16 protein-coding genes are annotated in these 21,904 nt (G+C 46.3%); 7 read left to right on the top strand and 9 right to left on the bottom strand.

Features of this window, described 5'->3' with window-relative positions:
• Positions 1 to 149 precede the first annotated feature (149 nt).
• From UF05_RS21270 to dhaR, 4 genes are all read left to right on the top strand, one after another.
• Complete coding sequence (locus UF05_RS21270) at positions 150 to 2,102, top strand: PTS mannitol transporter subunit IICBA (RefSeq protein ID WP_045544849.1); 1,953 nt, start codon at positions 150 to 152, stop codon at positions 2,100 to 2,102.
• Between the two features lie 112 nt (positions 2,103 to 2,214).
• Entirely contained in the window at positions 2,215 to 3,363 is a 1,149-nt protein-coding gene (locus UF05_RS21265) for a mannitol-1-phosphate 5-dehydrogenase (RefSeq protein WP_045544848.1), read from the top strand.
• Between the two features lie 57 nt (positions 3,364 to 3,420).
• Positions 3,421 to 3,951, top strand: coding sequence for an MltR family transcriptional regulator (locus tag UF05_RS21260; RefSeq protein WP_012841150.1), 531 nt, complete (start codon positions 3,421 to 3,423; stop codon positions 3,949 to 3,951).
• 148 nt (positions 3,952 to 4,099) lie between these two features.
• The gene (gene dhaR / locus UF05_RS21255; protein WP_045544847.1) at positions 4,100 to 6,025 is read left to right on the top strand and encodes a dihydroxyacetone kinase operon transcriptional regulator DhaR; all 1,926 of its coding nucleotides are present in this window, start codon (positions 4,100 to 4,102) and stop codon (positions 6,023 to 6,025) included.
• Positions 6,026 to 6,102: 77 nt separating this feature from the next.
• On the opposite strand, the gene ptsP is transcribed toward dhaR, so the two are convergent.
• The 3 genes from ptsP to dhaK are packed head-to-tail and all read right to left on the bottom strand — an operon-like array spanning position 6,103 to position 10,213.
• Positions 6,103 to 8,502 (bottom strand): phosphoenolpyruvate--protein phosphotransferase, encoded by a 2,400-nt coding sequence (ptsP, locus tag UF05_RS21250; protein WP_045544846.1) that lies wholly within the window; start codon positions 8,500 to 8,502, stop codon positions 6,103 to 6,105.
• 1 nt (position 8,503) lies between these two features.
• Positions 8,504 to 9,139: a dihydroxyacetone kinase subunit DhaL gene (gene dhaL, locus UF05_RS21245; protein WP_020840039.1), complete on the bottom strand. Its 636-nt coding sequence runs from the start codon at positions 9,137 to 9,139 to the stop codon at positions 8,504 to 8,506.
• A gap of 15 nt (positions 9,140 to 9,154) precedes the next feature.
• The gene (gene dhaK, locus UF05_RS21240; RefSeq protein WP_045544845.1) at positions 9,155 to 10,213 is read right to left on the bottom strand and encodes a dihydroxyacetone kinase subunit DhaK; all 1,059 of its coding nucleotides are present in this window, start codon (positions 10,211 to 10,213) and stop codon (positions 9,155 to 9,157) included.
• A 353-nt stretch (positions 10,214 to 10,566) separates the two neighbouring features.
• Between dhaK and UF05_RS21235 the strand changes: the two genes are divergently transcribed.
• Positions 10,567 to 11,649, top strand: coding sequence for a glycerol dehydrogenase (locus tag UF05_RS21235; protein WP_025631419.1), 1,083 nt, complete (start codon positions 10,567 to 10,569; stop codon positions 11,647 to 11,649).
• Between the two features lie 54 nt (positions 11,650 to 11,703).
• Here the strand turns inward: UF05_RS21235 and UF05_RS21230 are convergent, their stop codons facing one another.
• The 5 genes from UF05_RS21230 to UF05_RS21210 all read right to left on the bottom strand — a co-directional run bounded on the left by UF05_RS21230 (position 11,704) and on the right by UF05_RS21210 (position 17,167).
• Positions 11,704 to 13,089 carry a heavy metal sensor histidine kinase gene (locus UF05_RS21230; protein ID WP_045544844.1) on the bottom strand — a complete coding sequence of 462 codons (1,386 nt, stop codon included), beginning with the start codon at positions 13,087 to 13,089 and terminating at the stop codon, positions 11,704 to 11,706.
• Positions 13,082 to 13,774: a heavy metal response regulator transcription factor gene (locus UF05_RS21225; RefSeq protein ID WP_045544843.1), complete on the bottom strand. Its 693-nt coding sequence runs from the start codon at positions 13,772 to 13,774 to the stop codon at positions 13,082 to 13,084. Before UF05_RS21225 ends, UF05_RS21230 begins: the two co-directional genes overlap by 8 nt.
• Positions 13,775 to 13,876: 102 nt before the next feature.
• Positions 13,877 to 14,254, bottom strand: coding sequence for a DUF3316 domain-containing protein (locus UF05_RS21220; protein ID WP_005496993.1), 378 nt, complete (start codon positions 14,252 to 14,254; stop codon positions 13,877 to 13,879).
• A gap of 204 nt (positions 14,255 to 14,458) precedes the next feature.
• Complete coding sequence (glmS, locus tag UF05_RS21215; RefSeq protein WP_005453795.1) at positions 14,459 to 16,291, bottom strand: glutamine--fructose-6-phosphate transaminase (isomerizing); 1,833 nt, start codon at positions 16,289 to 16,291, stop codon at positions 14,459 to 14,461.
• A 114-nt stretch (positions 16,292 to 16,405) separates the two neighbouring features.
• Positions 16,406 to 17,167, bottom strand: a complete 762-nt coding sequence (locus UF05_RS21210) for a DeoR/GlpR family DNA-binding transcription regulator (RefSeq protein WP_005453786.1) — start codon at positions 17,165 to 17,167, stop codon at positions 16,406 to 16,408.
• Between the two features lie 431 nt (positions 17,168 to 17,598).
• Here UF05_RS21210 and pykF point away from each other — a divergent pair, with 431 nt between their 5' ends.
• Positions 17,599 to 19,011: a pyruvate kinase PykF gene (pykF, locus tag UF05_RS21205; RefSeq protein ID WP_045544842.1), complete on the top strand. Its 1,413-nt coding sequence runs from the start codon at positions 17,599 to 17,601 to the stop codon at positions 19,009 to 19,011.
• Between the two features lie 157 nt (positions 19,012 to 19,168).
• Positions 19,169 to 19,837, top strand: a complete 669-nt coding sequence (locus UF05_RS21200) for a GntR family transcriptional regulator (RefSeq protein WP_005480529.1) — start codon at positions 19,169 to 19,171, stop codon at positions 19,835 to 19,837.
• A 93-nt stretch (positions 19,838 to 19,930) separates the two neighbouring features.
• Here UF05_RS21200 and UF05_RS21195 read toward each other — a convergent pair whose 3' ends face one another.
• Complete coding sequence (locus UF05_RS21195) at positions 19,931 to 21,811, bottom strand: sensor domain-containing diguanylate cyclase (RefSeq protein WP_024700383.1); 1,881 nt, start codon at positions 21,809 to 21,811, stop codon at positions 19,931 to 19,933.
• Positions 21,812 to 21,904 lie beyond the last annotated feature (93 nt).

Below are 21,904 nucleotides of genomic sequence, written 5' to 3'. Positions count from 1 at the left end.
GAAATGCGGGGGTTGATCACGAAAAACCCGTCGTCAGTTCCAATTGGAAAATGTGTGGTAAATTGATTGGGTACTAAGCAATCAAACAAGCGGTTTTGGCGAACCGTTTACGACAACATATTCATCAGAACATCGAACGGGGAATTGTTATGATATCACCAGATGCCAAGATCAAGATACAAAATTTTGGTCGTTTTCTGTCAAACATGGTAATGCCTAACATCGGCGCGTTTATCGCGTGGGGCTTTATCACTGCTCTATTTATCCCAACCGGATGGCTACCAAATGAGACGTTAGCTTCCATGGTTGGGCCTATGATCACTTACTTGCTGCCACTACTTATCGGTTACACCGGTGGTAAGTTAGTGGGCGGCGATCGCGGCGCGGTCGTTGGTGCAATCACAACCATGGGCGTGATCGTCGGTACCGACATCCCAATGTTTATGGGCGCAATGATGGTTGGCCCAATGGGTGGCTGGGCAATCAAAAAATTCGATAACTACATCGACGGTAAAGTAAAAAGCGGCTTCGAGATGTTGGTCAACAACTTCTCTGCGGGCATCATCGGTATGCTGTGCGCCATTCTGGCTTTCTTCCTTATCGGCCCATTTGTCAAAGTGCTTTCAGGCGCATTGGCAGCTGGCGTAAACTTCCTTGTTTCAGCACACCTTCTGCCACTGACTTCTATTTTTGTTGAGCCAGCGAAGATCCTGTTCCTAAATAACGCGATCAACCACGGCATCTTCTCTCCACTGGGCATTCAGCAAGCGTCTGAGACTGGTCAATCGATCTTCTTCTTGATCGAAGCGAATCCTGGTCCGGGCTTGGGTATCCTGCTGGCTTACATGGTGTTTGGCAAAGGTACGGCTCGCCAAACGGCTGGCGGTGCATCCATCATCCATTTCTTCGGTGGCATTCACGAGATTTACTTCCCGTATATTCTAATGAACCCACGTCTGATCCTTGCGGCTATTGCAGGTGGTATGACTGGTGTGTTCGTTCTAACCATGTTTAACGCGGGCATCGTTTCTCCAGCCTCTCCAGGTTCTATCTTCGCCATCTTATTGATGACTCAAAAAGGCTCAATTGTTGGCGTTCTTGCCTCTATCGCGGCAGCAACAGGCGTGTCATTCGCGGTTGCATCTCTGCTGATGAAAACGCAAACCTCGACAGAAGAAGATGGCGATGAAGCGGCACTAGAAAAAGCCACATCACAAATGAAAGACATGAAATCTGCATCGAAAAACGGCGCAGTGGTAAACAACGAAAGCAAAGGTGACGTAGACCTAGCGACAGTACAAAGCATCATTGTCGCTTGTGATGCGGGCATGGGCTCAAGCGCCATGGGTGCGAGCATGCTACGTAAGAAAGTTCAGGACGCAGGTCTGAACGTCCACGTAACCAACCTTGCTATCAACAGCTTACCAGAGAGTGCAGATATCGTGATTACTCATAAAGACTTAACGGATCGTGCACGTAAGCATGCTCCAAACGCACACCACATTTCATTGACTAACTTCCTAGACAGCGAAATGTACAACCAGCTAGTCACCAAGTTACTGGCAGCACAAAAACAGTCGGCTGCGAATGACGATCAAATGGTCAAAGTATCGGTGCTTGCTGCCAACGACGACAGCTTTGAGCCACAACAGCCATCGGTTTTCCAAATCCAGCGTGAAAACATTCATCTAGGTTTGAAAGCAGCCAACAAAGAAGAAGCCATCCGCTTTGCAGGCAACAAATTGGTTGAACTTGGCTACGCAGAACCAGAATACGTAGACGCGATGTTTGAACGTGAAGCGTTGGTTCCAACTTACCTTGGCGAGTCTATCGCGGTTCCTCATGGCACCGTAGAAGCGAAAGACCGCGTGAAGAAAACTGGCATTGTAATCTGCCAATACCCATCGGGTATCCAATTTACTGAAGATGACGACGATGTCGCGAAACTGGTTATCGGCATTGCCGCTAAGAACGATGAGCACATCCAGGTGATCACCACCATAACGAACGCGCTCGATGAGCCGGAAGCAATTAAGAAGCTAACCAGCACCAACGATGTAGAAGAAATTCTAAACATCCTTGGCGGTCAACAAGCGGCTTAATTACTCCTTTAATTTGCTCCTGAGGCAAACGAGGTCAGCTGTCACCCCCTATGCGGTTGGCCTCACCCTAGTTTCGTAAGTCAACATTTTCAGATATTGGTAGGTAAGAATTATGAAAAACGCAGTTCATTTTGGTGCAGGTAACATCGGTCGTGGTTTCATCGGTAAACTCTTAGCAGACGCAGAAGTCGAGGTCACTTTCGCTGACGTTGATGTACCGCTAGTAGACCAGCTCAGCCACAAACAAGAATACAAAGTAAAAGTGGTCGGTACTGAGTGTCAAATCGACACCGTTACCCACGTCACAGCGGTAAACTCAGCCAGTGAAGACGTGATTGATCGCATCGTCAAAACCGATTTAGTCACCACAGCAGTTGGTCCAAACGTATTAGACATCATCGCGAAAACCATCGCGAAAGGTATCGCCAAACGTTTTGAAGCTGGCAATGACGCGCCACTTAACATCATCGCCTGTGAAAATATGGTGCGTGGCACAACGCACCTAAAAGGTGAAGTGTACAAACACTTAGATAAATCATTGCATGCAAAAGCAGACGAGTTGGTTGGCTTTGTTGATTCCGCTGTCGATCGCATCGTGCCACCAGCAGAAGCGGCCAACGATGACCCATTGGAAGTGACGGTTGAAAGCTTCAGCGAATGGATTGTCGATGAGCAACAGTTCAAGGGCGACATCCCAAACATTGCTGGCATGGAAAAAACCAACAACCTAATGGCCTTTGTCGAACGTAAGCTGTTCACCCTAAACACAGGTCACTGCATTACCGCTTATTTAGGCTGTTTGAAAGGCCATCGCACCATTCGCGAAGCGATTGAAGACCCAAGCATTCATGCCGAAGTAAAACAAGCAATGCAGGAAAGTGGCGAAGTATTGATTCGTCGTTACGGCTTCGACCGCGACATGCACAATGCCTACATCGAAAAGATTTTAGGTCGCTTCGCCAACCCATATTTAGTGGATGAAGTGGATCGAGTTGGGCGACAACCAATTCGTAAATTGGGTGCAAATGATAGATTAGTGAAGCCATTACTCGGTACAATCGAGTATTGCACTGAAAATCAAACACTTTTGAAAGGGATCGCGGCGGCGTTGAAATACACCAACGACACCGATCCGCAAGCGGTTGAGCTACAGACCTCATTAAAAGAGGTTGGCGTGACAAAAACGCTAGCAAAATACACAGGTCTGGCTGAAGACAGTGTTGAAGTGGCTCAAATCGAGTCGCTTTACAACCAGCTTTGATTGACTCAGGGGGAGCTCTGCTCCTCTTAATATAATAATGAAACAACTGATCAGTATATGGCAGATAACATCAACGAAACCGAGATTATTGAACGACTCAACAGCGCACCATCGGTACGAGGCTTTTTTATTGCAGCAGTCGATGTGTTCAACGATTCCATCGACGGGCTAATACAAAGGATCTTTCGTAAAGATAACTTCGCCGTGCAATCGGTTGTCGGCCCATTACTGCAAGACTCCGGACCGCTGGGCGATCTCTCCGTTCGTTTGAAACTCCTATTTGGCTTAGGCGTACTCCCAGACGATATTTATCATGATATTGAAGACATCATTAAGCTTAAAAACCGACTCAATAGCGATGCATCCGACTACGAGTTCACTGATCCAAATATTCTAGAGCCAATCAAAAAGCTGCATCTGGTAAAGAAAATGGGCATGGTACAATTGGAAGTCAACGAACCCGATGACGACATCGATCTTGAATTTTACCAACTCCAGCTTCAGCGCCAGCAACAAATAATAAAATCAGGTCTCTCGCTCGCCATTGTCGAGATCTGTAACGAACTGGGCAAAGACAGCCCTTTTTAACCCAACCTCCGGCAAGGAACGCCTTCTCTACTAGCCTCTTTTCTTTGCGTATCCTTTCTGTATGACGTGCGTGAAAGCCATCACAGTCCATATTCGTATGTCTCTGTAATATCAGACCAATCTATCGCTGGTATTGAAACGGTATGGCATGCTTTCAATCGAAGACACTAAAACCAAATGGGAGTTTTTCCAAAAACACCATTGGGTATCTCCAGAATTTTCCCGCACTCCCGTACTTGAGTCGTGGGAGCGTTGCATAAAGCAATGCAGCCCTTATACCTGGTCAAAACCACATATTGCCTCTGGCTTTACCTTCTCATCTCTGATGAAACGCAACGAGCACCTCATCGAATGCGCCACGACCGTACTTGAAGACACTTACGACATGCTAGGGGACGAAGACCTGCTATTAATGGTGACTGACGGCAACGGCTGCGTTCTATCTGTTGTGGGACATGACTCAATGCAACAAGAGATGCAGGCGCTCGGTATTAAACAAGGCTGCTTTCTGTCTGAAGGGAAAATTGGCACAAATGCGGTCAATCTCTGTATTAGTACTCATATCCCGTGTGAAGTGTTCGCAGCAGAACATTTCAATCGCCACTTACACCCTTATGCCTCTGTAGCAGCGCCTGTTTTCGACCAGTTTGGCAAGTTACGCGGCACAACATGCCTTCTCAAAAAAGCAGAGAGCTACAAGAAAGAAAACCTAGTCATCATCGCGTCGAGCGCGAAAGAAGTCAGTTTGCAAATCCATATTCAGTCGGAACAAGAAAACATTAACCGCCTCACTTGTGCGCACAACGCAACGTTAGAATGCATGGATGACGGCCTTCTGGCCTGGGATGAAGAAAGCCGTATCACCATGGTAAATCACCAATCAGAGCGCTTGTTAAACATTGAAGCCAGTCAGGTTTTGGATAAAGAAGTCTTTTCGGTTTTACGTTTCCCGCCAAATGTCCTCAATAGTATTGAGTCGGGTGCAAGCATCAACCGCAAACTCACAACGGTAGAGGTTCGTGGCGAGTTTGTTGAAGCGATCATTACCTTGCGTCCACTAAACGACGGCACACACTTATTGTTCTTGCACCCTATCGATAAAATTCGCGAACTTGCTCAACAACAAATAGGTGGCAGTGCGCGCTATACATTCAGCACTTTGCCTGTCATTTCACGAAAAATGAAGCACGTCATTACCGTGGCAAAGCGGGCCATAAAGTCCAAATCACCGATTCTAATTACGGGTGAAGAAGGTGTAGGAAAAGCTACTCTCGCCATGGCGATTCATAATGAAAGCGCCTACAAAGAAGGGCCGTTCATTACACTCAACTGCCGCTCCATCAATACAGAGCAACTGGTCAAAGAAACCCTGGGATACGACGAGGGACAAGGCATGCCCTCTAAGTTTGAACTCGCCCATGGCGGCACGCTCTTTTTGGAAAAGGTGGAATATCTGTCACCCGATTTACAAGCCGTGCTACTTAAGTTGTTAAAAACTGGGCTCGTCAGCCGCAGCGACAGTTTGCGATTGATCCCCGTAGACTTTCAACTTATTACCAGCACCTCTTCAGAGATCAGCGAGTATGTCACTCAGCGCTCATTTGGTCGGCAACTTTATTATGAAATCTCTTCGAACGAGCTGCATATTCCGCCACTAAGAAAGCGCAAAGAAGATATTGAATTTCTCGTCCAGCAGCTTATCAGCCATTATGAGCGCCGCCACAATGTGACGATCTCGATAGAGCCAGTCGCACTGGAAGCGTTGATGAATTTTCGTTGGTCAGGCAATAACTCTGAATTAAGAAACCGAACTGAGCGAATTTTGCTTAACCGCAGTTCGAACTTAATCAAGCTGAATGATATTCCAGAAGACATTAAACTGAATTCTCGCCATACCGCAGAGAATACGCCGGTAATCACGCTAGAAGAAGCTGAGAGAAGAGCTATCGTTCAGGCTTGGAATCAGTGTGATGGCAAAATGCATGATATGGCGAAAGCATTGCAAATTGGCCGCACGACCCTATGGAGAAAAATTAATAAGTTTGGGCTGCAGGAACAAATGAAGCTGTATTAAGCCAAGAAATGGCGTTCCTACAAAAGTAAAACCGGCGTAAGCACGCCGGTGTAGATGTACTAACGATACGGTGTCGATTAAACATCAACAGACAGCTGACGAATCTGCGCTTTTAGTCCCGGTAGCAGACTCGAACTGGCGCTGAATTTTCGCAACCCCACGCGAAGCAATGTTTCTGTGGCATTTGGATCGCCTGCCATCTCACCGCACATACTGACCGGTATGCCCGCGCGATCGCCCGCAGCACAAGTGAGTTCAATGGCTTTTAGTACCGAAGGTTCAAAGTAATTCACCAATTCAGCAACGGTAGCGTTGCCTCGATCGGCTGCCATAACATATTGAGTCAAATCATTGGTACCGATAGAGAAAAAGTCGACTTCTTGGGCTAACGCATCAGCATTTAATACCGCGGCTGGTACTTCAATCATAATACCGACAGGCAAATGAGTCGCATCCAAGCCAAGTTGGTTGGCTTGATGTGCCAACAGCGCTTTTACTTTTCTCACTTCTTCAACCTGGGCCACCATCGGTATCATCAATTGAATATTCGGTTGCTCGTGAAAAGCTCTCAGAATGGCTCGAAGTTGGGCGGTAAACAATGGCTCATGTTGAAGGCACAACCGCACCCCTCTCAAACCTAAAAATGGATTATCTTCCGATGGCATAGGATAAGCGGCTAAAGGCTTATCACCGCCAACATCTAGACTACGAATCGTAAGTGGCTTATCACCAAGTGCGGCAGCAATATCACGATACACTTGGTATTGCGCTTCCTCAGTTGGCAACTCATCACTGTTTTGAAATAGAAACTCAGTCCGAAATAGACCAACGCCTTCAGCCCCCGATGTTAGCGCATCATCAATATCCTTTGGTCCACCAATATTGGCGAATACTGGAATATGGACGCCATCACAGGTGACTGCGGCTTGCTGAGCACTCGCTAGTGCACTTTGTCGGGTGCTTTGCCACTCAATTTGTTGCGCTTCTAATTCCTGTTGTATGGCATCTGAAGGAGAGAACCATAAATATCCTCGGAAGCCATCAATAGTCACCACTTGACCAGCACGCACAGCATCAAGACAGCCCTGAGCTTTAACGATGGCAGGAATCCCCATCGCACGAGCAAGAATCGCACTGTGAGAGGTTTTCCCTCCTTCACTCAAACAGATACCAAGCACTTTCGATTTATCAAGCCCGGCCACATCAGAAGGCATAAGGTCACGAGCCAACAAAATACTCGGTTCCTGAATGTCGATGGCATTAGGCGTTACTCCTGTCATTTCGACCATAACTTGGCGTGCGATATCATGCACATCTGCTTCGCGTTCCCGCATGTACTGGCTTTCAGCATGGCGAAACTCTTCGGCCAACGTTTGCAGTGATTCTATCCAAGCTTGCTCGGCTATCATGCCCGTTTGAATTCGCGCCTCGACCGATGTCCATAATTCTGGGTCACTGAGCATCATGCTATGAGCAGAAAATATTTCCCCTTTCGGCTGCTTCGCTTGCTCCTGCAAATGTTGAACAACCACGCCTATCGCACGCTTAACCCGTTCAATTTCACCTTGTTCACTTTGGAAATCACGTTCAGGCACTGCTGGCATTTCATGAGTAAAAAGGACAACCGGAGCAGTAGCGATACCGTCATTGACTCGAATACCAACAACAGCACCTTCAATCTGATTTGAGGCCATGCCATCGAGCAAAGTATCCGAGCACTCTTCAGATTCGATAATGCCTTGCTCAACCGCCTCTTTTTCTCCGAAGTGCTCACTAGCTAAGGCTTCAAATGCCTTGATTGCTTCACTGGATTGAGAGCCGAGTGCGCACAGCGTGATCGTCTCTTGGCTACGAACGCCAAGTTTCGCGATGCTGTTTAAGCTTTTCGCGTTCACACGGCGCTCGCCTTTTTTCAACCATAATTGGCAATCAAAAGGCGCGAGTGCACCAACAATGGCCGCAGCGGGACGAGCATGTAACCCATGCGGATTTTGCACTACCCAATCAAATGTCCGCTCTTGCTCAAAGTTCTCTGATACTGGCACTATCTCAGCGGATGTTAGTGGCTGCTCACCAAGGTGCTCTCGTTTTACGCTTAACGCATTCTGTGCCTCTTCGACTACTGTCGATAAAGGTAGTCCGGCGGCAGCAGCCACCGACGCCGCCATGGTTCCTTCAACAATAGGGGCCGAGATAAGGGTGACATTTTCCCTCACATGATCATCAATCAGATCCAGAGCCATTTCCGTACTAAGCAACGCGCTGCCAAGATCCATCAATACAACAACCCCTTGTTGATCATGTACCTGCTCAATCGCTTCCATCACGGCAATGACATCAGTTCCGATCGGATTCTCTGGATCATCAATCCCAGCCGCAATCGCAAGCTTGGCTTTGCCTTGCGTCATTTGGGTGGCAAGTTCGGCCACCCCTTCAGCAAGGCGACGACTATGAGATACAACTACAATTCCCACCATCTTAATTACCTGCTATTGCCTGCTGTAATGCTTTAATCATTAACAAAGAAGAGGTTGCACCGGGATCTTGGTGGCCAATACTACGTTCCCCCAGATAGCTTGCTCGCCCTTTTTTCGCCAACATTTCAATCGTGGCAACCGCGTTCGTTTCTGCTAGCTCAACCATTTCATTCAATAGATGCTCAGCGCTCATGCCATTTTCTAACGACGCCTTCACGCTAACTAAAACGGGTAACCAAACATCACACATGGTTTTATCACCCAGTTCTGCTTTACCACGAGACACCACGCCATCCACACCGCTTTTTAGTGCATCCACTAACTCTTCAAACGTTAATTGCTCTCGAGTTCCGACAGCGGCAGCCGTGCGAATAAACAGCGTGCCATACAGCGGGCCACTTGCCCCACCGACACTAGAAAGCAAAGTCATGCCCGTATTCTTGAGAATGCTGCCGATATTTTGGTCCGCAAATTGCGGCAGTTTTTCAGCAACTTTTTTAAAGCCTCGGTTCATATTGAGACCATGGTCTGCGTCACCAATATCACGATCAAGGTCGGTCAGAAAATCTTGATTCTCTTGATACGTTTTTGCACATAACTCTAACCAGTGAACGATATGTTGTTTTTCAATTTGCATGTTTGCTCCCCCCTGTTACCACTTGATCGCAGCCGTATCGACAGGAGCATCAAACAGCTCCAACATCTCTTTATCTACTTTCAGCAACGTAATTGAAACGCCTTCCATATCAAGTGAGGTACAAAAGTTACCGACCATATTACGCACGATACGGAACCCCGCTTGCTTGCAGTTATGGGCAAGACGGCGGTACACTCCGTAAAGCTCAGAAATTGGCGTTCCGCCCATACCATTCACCATCACAATGTAGTCGTGTTCAGCGGCGAAAGGCTCAATGCTGGATTCCACTTCATCCCATTCACCTTCGTCACGATTCCAAATACGCAATGTGCGCTGATAAGGCGTGTTTTCAGCAACTTCAGCAAACATCTCATCCACTAACGTATCGGCGTCGGTGTATTTCACTCGCTTGATACCTGGTTCACCATGGATACCAACACCAAACTCCACTTCATCATCTTCCAGAACAAAAGATGGTTTACCCGCAGCTGGCACAACACAAGCATTAAGCGCCACGCCAAATGAACGACAGTGATTATTAACGCGACGAGCCAGTGCTTCACATTGCTCCAGCGAATAACCTTTGTTCGCGGCAGCACCAACTAACTTCTCAACTAATACCGTTCCAGCAACACCACGACGACCAGCGGTGTACAGGCTGTCTTTGACCGCAACATCGTCATCCACCAACACCGCCCCAACTTTGATGCCATCGGTATGAAGCAACTCCACGGCCGTTTCAAAGTTCAACACGTCTCCGGTGTAGTTTTTAATGATAAATAGTACGCCCTCACCAGTATTCACTTGGTTACCACATTCGTACATTTGATCTGGCGTAGGTGAAGTAAATACCTCTCCAGGGCAAGCGCCTGTCAGCATGCCTTTACCAATAAAACCTGCGTGTAAAGGTTCATGACCACAGCCACCACCAGAAACCAATGCCACTTGCCCCGGCGTTTCCTCATGCCACATGTAACGAGGTTCGTAGTTGGCTTTTAGCTCAGGGCGGGACAATGCCAGGCCTTCCATTTGCTGCAATACAACATCATCGACTTGGTTAATTAACTTTTTCATCGTTCTATCTCATTCCATTTATATTTTTATGTAGGGTATGAATTCATCTTAAACAGAGAAAATGCGTACTCAACAAAAATCAATCCGTTTCATATTGAAACGAAACCTTCAACATTCTTGTTTCAATATGAAACGAAAAACGACAAATTTTCCTGAATAGTGATCGTCGCCATAAAGCATGCTGATGCTTATTACTTCTGACAGTCGGTTTGACACAGAGGTCATAAAAGCATGGAACAAAACCAGAGATATCCTTCACCACTTACCACACCAAACCTAATATAAACCTTATCGCTACAATGGATTTTCATTGCAGTCAAAAACACACATAAAAAAGGTTAAAGGTTTGAATTATGGACAAAATTATTATCAGCCCAAGCAAATACGTCCAAGGTGAACAAGTACTTACATCTATCGCTCACTATGTGAAAACATTAGGTGAACGTCCGTTAGTAATTGCTGATGAGTTCGTGACTAACCTGGTTGGTGATGACGTCAAACAAAGCTTTGCTGACGAGAAGCTTCCACTCACTATGAACATTTTTGGTGGCGAATGTTCGCGCGTTGAGATTGAACGCATCACGGACATTTGTGCGACTCAAAAACATGATGTCATTGTCGGTATTGGTGGTGGTAAAACCTTAGATACAGCAAAGGCCGTTGCGTTTTACACCAAAATTCCTGTCGTGGTGGTTCCTACGATTGCCTCGACTGATGCGCCAACCTCTGCTCTTGCGGTGATATACACACCAGAAGGTGAATTTGCGGAATACTTGATGATCCCTAAAAATCCAGACATGGTCATCATGGATACATCAGTCATCGCCAAAGCCCCAGTTCGCCTACTGGTATCGGGGATGGGTGACGCGCTTTCCACCTACTTTGAAGCCAGAGCCAACATGACCTCTGGTAAGGCAACAATGGCTGGTGGTTTAGCGACACGTTCAGCGCAAGCGCTTGCGAAGCTCTGTTATGAAACCTTGCTTGAAGATGGTTTAAAAGCAAAAGCTGCGGTAGAAAATGGTGTGAGCACCAAAGCGGTAGAAAATATTATTGAAGCCAACACATACCTAAGCGGTATCGGTTTTGAAAGCAGTGGCCTGGCGGGCGCTCACGCTATTCATAACGGCCTAACCAAGCTCGAAGAGTGTCACCATCTCTATCATGGTGAGAAAGTCGCGTTCGGCACACTTGTTCAATTGGTGCTAGAAAACGCAGCGATGGAAGAGATTAATACGGTTCTCGCCTTCTGCCGCTCTGTAGGTCTACCAACCAACTTATTTGATATGGGCGTTAAAGAGCTTAATCACGATAAATTGCGCGAGGTCGCCGAAGCTTCAACGGCCGAGGGAGAAACCATCCACAATATGCCATTCCCAGTTACGGCAGAAAATGTCTACTCTGCTATTCTAACCGCTCATCAACTGGGCCAATAACCCAAATAACTTCAAACAAGTTTGAGTCTCAAAAGGCAAGTCAAGGCTTGCCTTTTATGCTTCAACTGACTTATCACTTCCATTGACACCTGCCGATGGCAACATCATAACAAACCGCGTCTTGTCTTTATCTGATGTTACTTTTATCTGTCCTTCATACGCCTGCACGATAGATTGGGTAATCGACAAACCTAGCCCTGCACCTACGCTACCTACATGTTGGCGAGATTTGTCTGCGCGATAAAAACGGTCGAAAAGGTACGGTAAGTTTTGCTCGGCAATGGTATCACCTTGGTTGCTGACCGATACCGTAACCTGTTCATCAACCTCTTGAACGTCAATCACAATGGTTGAATCAGCATACGCATGACGAATCGCGTTGGAGAGCAAATTGCCCACCGCACGCTCAAACATGTTTTTGTCCATATAGAGCTGACCGTCGCCTGAACTCACGATTCGCACCTCGGCATCTTCGGCCAATATTTCAAAATACGCGACCAAGCGGTCAATTTCCTCCTGCACCGCAAACACTTCGTCATGGCGATGAATGAGCTTGTTTTCAGCCTTGGCAATGTAGAGCAAATCGTTGATGGTTTTCGTGATGCGGTTGAGTTCTTCCAACGTTGAGGCAATCGCATCCTGATACTCTTCAGGCGTTCGACACGCACCTAAAATGACCTGATTTTGCGTAGTAATGTTGGTGAGTGGCGTTTTTAACTCATGTGCTATATCAGAAGAAAACTCGCTCAAGCGGCGAAAACCAGTTTGCAACCTATCGAGCATCGCGTTGTGTTTGTTGGCTAACTCGCGCAGTTCTATTGGCAACGAATCGGGGTCGAGACGAATGCCCATTTGCTCTGGGGATATCTGTTGAATGTGCTGATTCAATCCCACAATCGGCTTCAACCCACGTTTTACCATCCAACCGCTCAACGCTGAAGAAATCACAAACGCCAAACCGAGCGCCCAAAACAAAATCCAGTCGAGCTTATCCAAAAACAAAATATGGTGATTGATACTCATACCGAACACCACCTGATATTCCCCAGCTTGAAACGCAAACGCGCGAATATTCAGCGAGTCCTCACTCCATTCGATGGCGCGCTCGTGATTTAAGACCTGAGGTGAGCTAATGCTGTAGGCTCGGCTCTGAGGAATCGTCAGGCTCGAATTCTGATACACGTTCTGCTTGCCTTCAAACACCCACATGTAGAGCGTGCTGTTATTCGCTTGCTTGAACACATCCTCTGGCGAGCGTTTTAACTCGTTCTCAATGGCATTGAACTTACTGGAAATATAGCTGAAATCTTGCGAATAAAAGTGGCGCTCAATGGCGTACTGTAGGATGAAAGCCAAAGAAAAATAGGTCACAAACGTCATACTAACAAACATCAGCACGAGCTTGTTTTTCATGGAAAAAGGCAGCGAGAACTTAGGCATCACGACTCTCTTCGAGTTTGTAGCCCATCCCTCTGACAGTGTGAATCAGAGGTTTATCGAACGGTTTGTCCACTTTGCTACGCAGACGTTTGACCGCCACATCAATCACATTGGTATCGCTGTCAAAGTTCATATCCCACACTAACGACGCAATGGTGGTACGTGAAAGCACTTGGCCAGTTTTGCGCATCAACAACTCAAGCAGAGCATATTCTTTGGCGGTAAGCGACATCGACTGCCCCGCGCGCGTGGCAACGCGTTTGATCATATCAAGTTCTAAATCTGCCACACGTAATGTTTGCGGCGATGCGACCACTTGCGCGGTAATATGATGACGAAATACGTTTTGAACACGCGCCAGTAGCTCTGCAAACGCGTAAGGTTTTACCACATAGTCATTGGCACCCAGCTCAAAACCGCGCACGCGATCTTCCACTTGCTCCTTCGCTGTCAGCATGATCACTAGGGTGTGAATCCCACTACTGCGCAATGTGTTAAGCACCTGCCAACCATCGAGTTTAGGCAACATAATGTCGAGGAGGATTAAGTCATATTCTTCACTGGTAGCGTGATAAAGCCCATCGACCCCATCATGCACTAAATCCACCACATACCCAGATTCAATCAAACCTTTTTGCAGATATTCTCCGGCTTTGTGCTCATCTTCGACGATCAATATTTTCAACTTTACTTACCTAGTGTGTTAGCGGGAGGATGAGAACCCAGTATAAAGCTCGAAAAAGAGCATGATGTGAACCACACCATACTCTTCCCCATTGGCAAACCATTATCGATTGTTATCGCGTTCGGCATAATGCACTTTGACATTCACTTTGCCCAAATATTCCAACTGACCATCTTCATTCATGCGTTCTTGCACGGTCACGAAGCCACCATCTTTTAAATGCGTACTGCGAGACTTCACATTAAACGTCAGGATATTGAGCTCTTTATTCAATTCACGAGCCGTCATGGTTTTAAGTGAATTGAGTTCAGACAGTGCCTGTTGATAAGCCTCATCTGACGTTGCCGTCGGCGTAACTGAGATTGTTTTCATCTCTTCGCGGCTCACGTAGTTGCCACCAGTGAAAAGTGGTTGAGCGAATGCAGATGCGCTAGTCATTGCCATTACCGTTACAAAAAGAGCAGTTTTGATTGCGTTCATGTTGTTAACCTTTGAGTGCTTGTTTTCAATGAGGTCATTATTGAACACCGCCTCTGACACCACCCTTTCAACAACATGACATTTTTGTCATGAAAGCAACTTACTGGCGAAGGCGCTTGAGCGCTCCATCACGCTTAGCACAAGACAAAAAAAGCGGCACATACTCTCGCATGTGCCGCTTAGGATTTTTTCTGTTAAGCGTTATTACTCAACCGTTACCGCTTTCGCTAAGTTACGTGGTTGGTCTACGTCCGTACCTTTGATCAGTGCTACGTAGTAAGACAGCAACTGCATTGGGATGGTGTAGTAGATCGCCGCCGTGATTTCACTAACGTGAGGCATCGTGATGATCTTCATTGTTTCATCGCCTTCGAAGCCTGCGTCTGCATCTGCGAATACGTATAGAAGACCGCCACGTGCACGCACTTCTTCAACGTTTGATTTTAGCTTCTCAAGTAGGTCGTTGCTTGGTGCAACCACCACAACAGGCATGTCTGCATCAATCAGCGCAAGAGGACCGTGTTTCAGTTCACCCGCCGCGTACGCTTCTGCGTGGATGTAAGAGATCTCTTTCAGTTTTAGAGACGCTTCCATCGCGATTGGATAGAACTCGCCACGGCCTAGGAACAATGTGTGGTGCTTGTCTGCAAAATCCGTTGCTAGTGCTTCAATTTCTTTCTCGAAAGAAAGTGCCGCGTTGATTTGCTTAGGAAGTGCGTGTAGCGCTTCGACAATCTCTTTTTCTTTCTCTTTGCTGATGCGACCTTGCTCTTTACCCAGTGCTGTTACCAGCATAAGTAGTGCAGAAAGCTGAGTCGTGAACGCTTTGGTTGAAGCCACGCCGATTTCGACGCCAGCGCGAGTCATGAATGCAAAATCGGATTCGCGAACCAAAGAAGAACCCGCTACGTTACAGATGGTCATTGCCGCCATGTAACCTTTCTCTTTTGCTAAGCGAAGAGCGGCTAACGTATCAGCTGTTTCACCAGACTGAGACAACGTAATAAGAAGGCTGTTTGGACGAGTCACAAACTTACGGTAACGGAACTCAGATGCGATTTCGACGTCACAGCTCACGCCAGCAATGTCTTCAAACCAGTAACGCGCTGTCATACCTGCGTTGTAAGACGTACCACACGCGACGATTTGTACGTGTTCTACTTTGCTTAGAATGTCTGCCGCATGCACACCGATCGCATCAGTTACAACAGAGTCAGCCGTGATGCGGCCTTCCATTGTGTTGATCAACGCTTTAGGTTGCTCATAGATTTCTTTTTGCATGAAGTGACGGTATTGGCCTTTATCACCTGCATCGTGCTCTGCGTTTGATTCGGTAATTTCACGCTCAACACGTTCGCCAGTCACATCGAAAACCGTTACGTCACGGCGAGTAATTTCTGCTACGTCACCTTCTTCTAGGTACATGAAGCGACGTGTTACGTTAAGAAGTGCAAGTTGGTCAGAAGCAAGGAAGTTCTCACCGACACCAAAACCGATCACGATTGGGCTGCCAGAACGTGCTACGACGATGCGAGATGGGTCTTTACGGTCCATCGCCACTGTGCCGTATGCGCCTTCAAGTTGTTTCGCGGTTTTTTGTACCGCTTCTAGTAGAGATTCAGCTGTACGCAGTTCCCACTCAACCATGTGTGCGATAACTTCTGTATCCGTTTGCGATTCGAATACGTAACCACGAGATTGAAGCAGCTCGCGCAGCTCTTCGTGGTTTTCAATAATACCGTTGTGAACCACCGTGATGTCGCCAGACATGTGCGGGTGAGCGTTGATTTCAGAAGGTTCACCGTGCGTCGCCCAACGAGTGTGAGCAATACCAGTACCGCCAACCACTTTCGCTTCATCAACCGCGTCCGCCAACTCTTGTACTTTACCTAGGCGACGAATGCGCGTTAGGTTCGCTTCAGCGTCAACAATTGCCACGCCCGCAGAGTCGTAACCGCGGTATTCCAAGCGGCGTAAGCCTTCAACTAAAATTTCTGCAACATCTCGTTGTGCTACTGCACCTACGATTCCACACATGTGTTTATCTCCGTTTGTAGTTTTGTTCTTCCCTAGCCATGTTTCAGATAGAGGCAGCAAGCAAAGGCCTGTATTCAGAGGGAAGCGAAATATGAAACTGATTACATTATTAGATTAGGCGCAAATGACTTTCACGCCATGTTGTTCAATCTGTACTTTGTGCTCTGGTTGGATATCCGCATCGGTGACCAGCACATCAATTTGATGCCAAGCGAGCTCTAAGTTAGGGATCTTACGGCCGATTTTTTCGGACTCGATCATAACGATGACTTCACGAGAAACTTCTGCCATCACCTTACTTAAGCCAACCAACTCATTAAATGTTGTGGTTCCGCGCTCCAAATCGATGCCATCCGCACCAATAAACAGCTGGTCAAAGTCGTAAGCTCGTAATACAGATTCGGCTACTTTGCCTTGAAAGGATTCAGAGTGCGTATCCCAAGTTCCGCCGGTCATTAGCAGAGTGGGTTCACTCTCTAGTTCGTTAAGGGCATTGGCGACATGCAATGAGTTGGTCATGACTACCAAGCCACGTTTGTCGTTCAGTTGCTGAATCAACGCAGCGGTCGTGCTACCACTGTCTATCACGATGCGATTATGGTCGCGAATCAATGATGCCGCAGCTTTCGCCAAACTTAACTTTCGAGTCGAAACATTAGAGCTTAGTTCTTCATGAATAACTTCCGTAGGGATGGCAATCGCACCACCGTATCGGCGTAAAAGTTGTCCATTTTTTTCTAGAGAAGCTAAGTCCTTTCTAATCGTGACTTCTGAGGTTTCGAACTTTTGAGCCAGTTCATCAACACTGACTTCTCCGAGCTCATTTACCATGTTGGAAATCGCGTGTCTTCTCAGTTGAGTGTTTCGTTTCGACATTTACGTTTTGAATTTAAGTTTCGATGTGAAACTTATTATAGTCAAACCGAAACTTTCAAGTCCATTTATTTTGATCCAAAAAATTAATATTTCTCGATAAAACCTTGTCCTAAGACAATTCTTAAACAGTGATATTGGATTCATTCGGTGGTAGAATTCGCCACCGAAAAGAAAAAAAATTACAGAACTGACGGCTATTTTTTTGCAACTTTCTGCATATAAAGTGGGATTAGTCACAAAAAGGTAACCAAAATCGCCGATCTTTTAGTCATAAAATGACTAAACTTGGTGAAAGACTTTCAGAATCTGAAGTTCAATAATACGGCGGAAAATCGGTGGATGGCAGGCACTAAATGTCATCAAAAGCGCCTAACTTCAGAGTAAATAACCGACTTTCAAATTGTAACTATACTTACCGGAGAGTATCTTCCATGAAAAAGACCAAAATCGTTTGTACGATTGGCCCTAAAACTGAATCTGTAGAGAAGCTAACTGAACTAGTAAACGCAGGCATGAACGTAATGCGTCTTAACTTCTCTCACGGTGACTACGAAGAACACGGCACTCGTATCGCGAACTTCCGCAAAGTAATGGAAGCTACTGGCAAACAACTAGCAATCCTTCTAGATACTAAAGGTCCAGAAATCCGCACTATCAAACTAGAAGGCGGTAACGACGTTGATCTAGTAGCTGGTCAAGAATTCACTTTCACAACTGACACTTCAGTTGTAGGTAACAAAGACAAAGTTGCAGTAACTTACGCTGGCTTCGCAGCTGACCTAAACGTTGGTAACACTATCCTAGTAGACGACGGTCTAATCGAAATGGAAGTTATCGCAACAACTGACACTGAAGTTAAATGTAAAGTTCTTAACAACGGTGCTCTAGGCGAAAACAAAGGTGTTAACCTTCCTGGCGTTTCTGTAAACCTACCTGCTCTATCTGAAAAAGATAAGAACGACCTTAAATTCGGTTGTGAGCAAGGCGTTGACTTCGTTGCTGCTTCTTTCATCCGTAAAGCTTCTGACGTTCAAGAAATACGTGAAGTACTTGCTGCAAACGGCGGCGAGAACATCCACATCATCTCTAAGATCGAAAACCAAGAAGGTGTTGATAACTTCGACGAGATCCTAGAACTTTCTGACGGCATCATGGTTGCTCGTGGTGACCTAGGTGTTGAAATCCCAGCAGAAGAAGTAATCTTCGCTCAGAAGATGATGATCGAGAAGTGTAACCGTGCACGTAAGATGGTTATCACTGCGACTCAAATGCTTGATTCTATGATCAACAACCCACGTCCTACTCGTGCGGAAGCAGGCGACGTTGCTAACGCAGTAATGGACGGTACTGATGCAGTAATGCTTTCTGGTGAAACTGCTAAAGGTAAGTACCCTGTAGAAGCAGTGACTATCATGGCTCAAATCGCTAAACGTACAGACTCTGTACTAAAAGCTGAGCTAGGTTCACGTCTAGATAGCCCACGTCTACGCATCACTGAAGCAGTATGTAAAGGCGCTGTAGACACAGCTGAAAAACTAGCTGCACCTCTTATCGTTGTTGCAACGGAAGGTGGTAAGTCTGCACGTTCAGTACGTAAGTACTTCCCAACTGCAAACATCCTAGCGCTAACGACTAACACTAAGACAGCTGCACAGCTAGTTCTAACTAAGGGTGTTACTCCAGTTGTTGTTGACGCTATCGAAAGCACTGACGCATTCTACGTAGCAGGTAAAGAACTTGCTCTAGAATCTGGTCTAGGTAACAAAGGCGACATCGTAGTAATGGTTTCTGGTGCTCTAGTCGCTTCAGGTACTACGAACACAGCTTCTGTACACGTACTATAAGACTGAATTTTTAACACTTCAGTTTATTGAGAAAGAGGGCTTATGCCCTCTTTTTTTATATGGCTTTCTTGCTCTAATAATACGCTACCTGTATCATTCACCTCACGCAGAACTGCGTACTGTTTAATTTTGTCGTCACGATAAAAAATTCTATGAGGTGTATGTGTCCAGTCCCACTCTTACCGACAAAGTATCAAAAATGATCTGTCAGGATATCCTGACTGGTGAGCTAAAACCTGGTCAAAAACTTGTGGTTGCAGAGCTAAAAGAGAAATACAACGTAGGTGCCTCCCCTATTCGCGAAGCATTGGTTCAGCTATCGTGGAGCAAATACGTCAAACTCGCGCCACAAAAAGGCTGCTGGGTTGCGCCAGTGTGTAAGCATGAGTTGAATGACTTGTATGAAAGCCTACGGATGACGGCTTCATTTCTATTGAAAAAGGCGATCATGACAGGTGATGAGAACTGGGAACTGGACGTCCTAACTTCATACCACAAACTATCTAGAGTGAATCTCGACCAAGGCTTTTGCTGGAGAGAATGGGAAGAACGCCACTATCACTTTCTTGAGGCGTTGCTTGAGGGGGCGAACTCGCACAATTTGTTTACCTTCTTCCGAGATATTTTAAACCAGATCAAGCGTTACCATTACTTTGCTATGCAAGTGCTAGGAACGAACAATCAAGGTCACTGTAATATCGATGAACAAGAGATGATCATGAAGTTGTCGCTGTCTAAAAATAGTGACGATGCGGTGCAGTTTCTGGATCGTTATTTGTTGAAGTCGTTGCAATGTGTCGAAACCGCCATCGACAACCCGCTATAAACGTCACGCCAAATCAACTCGCTTATTAACGAAAAAATCGGGTATATCCCGATTTTTTCTTTTTGGTATAAACGGTTCTCTCGCTCATGTGAACTAAGCAATATCATCAATGCTATGACACAAAGAAACACAGTTTCTGCCAGCGCTTTTGGATTCATACAGCGCGATATCTGCGCACTTATAACTTCGAGTTCGGTCGGCAGTGAGGTCACTATAACCCGCACTGACGGTAACGGTCATATTGCTTCGCAGCTGAACCGCGACTCGTAAACGATTGAGCACCACTTCGGCCTCTTTAACTGTAGTATGAGGCATGATCACCGCAAACTCCTCACCACCAACACGAGAAACAAAATCCGTAGTGCGTACTTCACGGAGTAACGTTTCTGCGACGCTACAAATGACTTTATCCCCTTCATCGTGACCGCGTTCATCGTTAATGCGCTTAAAGTGGTCAATATCAAACAAAGCCAAACACGTCGTCGGTGTATCAGGATAACGTTCTACAATATTCGCGTAGTGGGTTAATTGTTCTTCAAACTTTCTGCGGTTCCACAGTCCAGTCAAACCGTCTTTCTCACTTAAGTTGCGCAGCTGCTCTTCCAACGCTTTACGTTCAGAAATATCCACCAGCGAAGTGATGTAATAGCTGATTTTACCGGACTTTGTTAAGTTCGCTTGGATACGCATGATCGCCGTAAACACATGATTCAATTGGGTACGGCAGCGTACTTCGCCTTCCCAAACATTCTCGCGCCCTAACTTATTCCAAATGTTTAGCGTCTCTTCGAGGTCTTCAGGAAGCAAAATCAGGCTGTGGGCATTCGAGCCTTTCACTTGTTCGGTAGAATAACCCATCATGTTTTCAAACTCTTGGTTGACCATGATGATGCGGAGCGATGCGTCAGAAATCATGACGGCGGTCATACCATCGAGTGCGGCACGGGCTAACTTCGATTCCACACTATGGCGACGGTAATGCAGCGCCAACGCGGTAATTGGCAAAGTGAAAACCAGTACAAGACTTAATACAAACAAGGATTCTTGAATAAGGTCATTGATGTCGCGCGTCGCTCTTTTTGACAACTGCTCATTCGAGAGGTCGATGATGAGATGCAAAGGCTCGTTGGAGACAAACTTAATCGAGCTAAACGCAATCAAATGTTCACCGTTATAAGAGTACCCCGCTTGCTCAGATACCACTCGCGGCCATATATCTGGATACATGTTCGAGAAATTAAACTGAGAACGCTCAGGAATAATATCGCCATACAAGCGCGACTCGTCAGGACTCGCGATATAAAAGCCTTTGTGCTTAACCAACTCGATGTGGAAATCTCGCACTGGTGAATAGTTGAGAAGGGATGACAGATACTCGATATCGACATTCAACACTAAGTAACCTTGTCGAACGTCATTCACTGAAATTGGCATCAAAATGCGTAGTGACGGACTTAGCGGATAAACCAATTCACCTTTGTCCCTTTCAAGTTCAATCCCCCAAGCTGAGATTTGCTCGTTATCCAAACTCTGCGCGTATTTAAAATACTCTCGCGCAGATTTATCTCGAAGGATCAATGATGGGCCAGCGATGCTGGTTTTGAAATCGTATTTAATGCGAACTTTTTCGGTGCCAGAGGTATCGAGAAAACGGATCTGCTTGTACAGTTTTTGGTTGCGAGCAACCGAGCTCCACATGTTCTCTAAGATGGTCAGATTGGCTTTACTGGGTTCACGTAAGTAATCGTAAAGGCTTTGACTGTGACCAAGTAGGTCGCTGATGGTTTCTATCTGATCTTGAATATTGTTGTATTCGCGCCCGGTGTAAGCCAGTTGGTGTAAGGCTTCTTTGGCGGTGTTTTCAACATTATTCGCTAAGAGGGCTTGGTATTTCTGGTAGTAGTAGGTGGCGGTGAGGGCACTAAAGAATAGTGCTGTCGCCAATAATGTGCCGACCAGCTTTTTTACTTTCACGCGTCCTACAGCCTATGATGCCTACTAAAACGACAATTATATCATTATTTGGCAGCATCTAAACAAAAAGCCACTGTAATACAGTGGCTTTTC

The organism is Vibrio sp. S457-15, from assembly GCF_000960545.1.
Lineage (GTDB): Bacteria > Pseudomonadota > Gammaproteobacteria > Enterobacterales > Vibrionaceae > Vibrio > Vibrio parahaemolyticus.
This window is presented reverse-complemented; position numbering and strand designations above follow the sequence as displayed.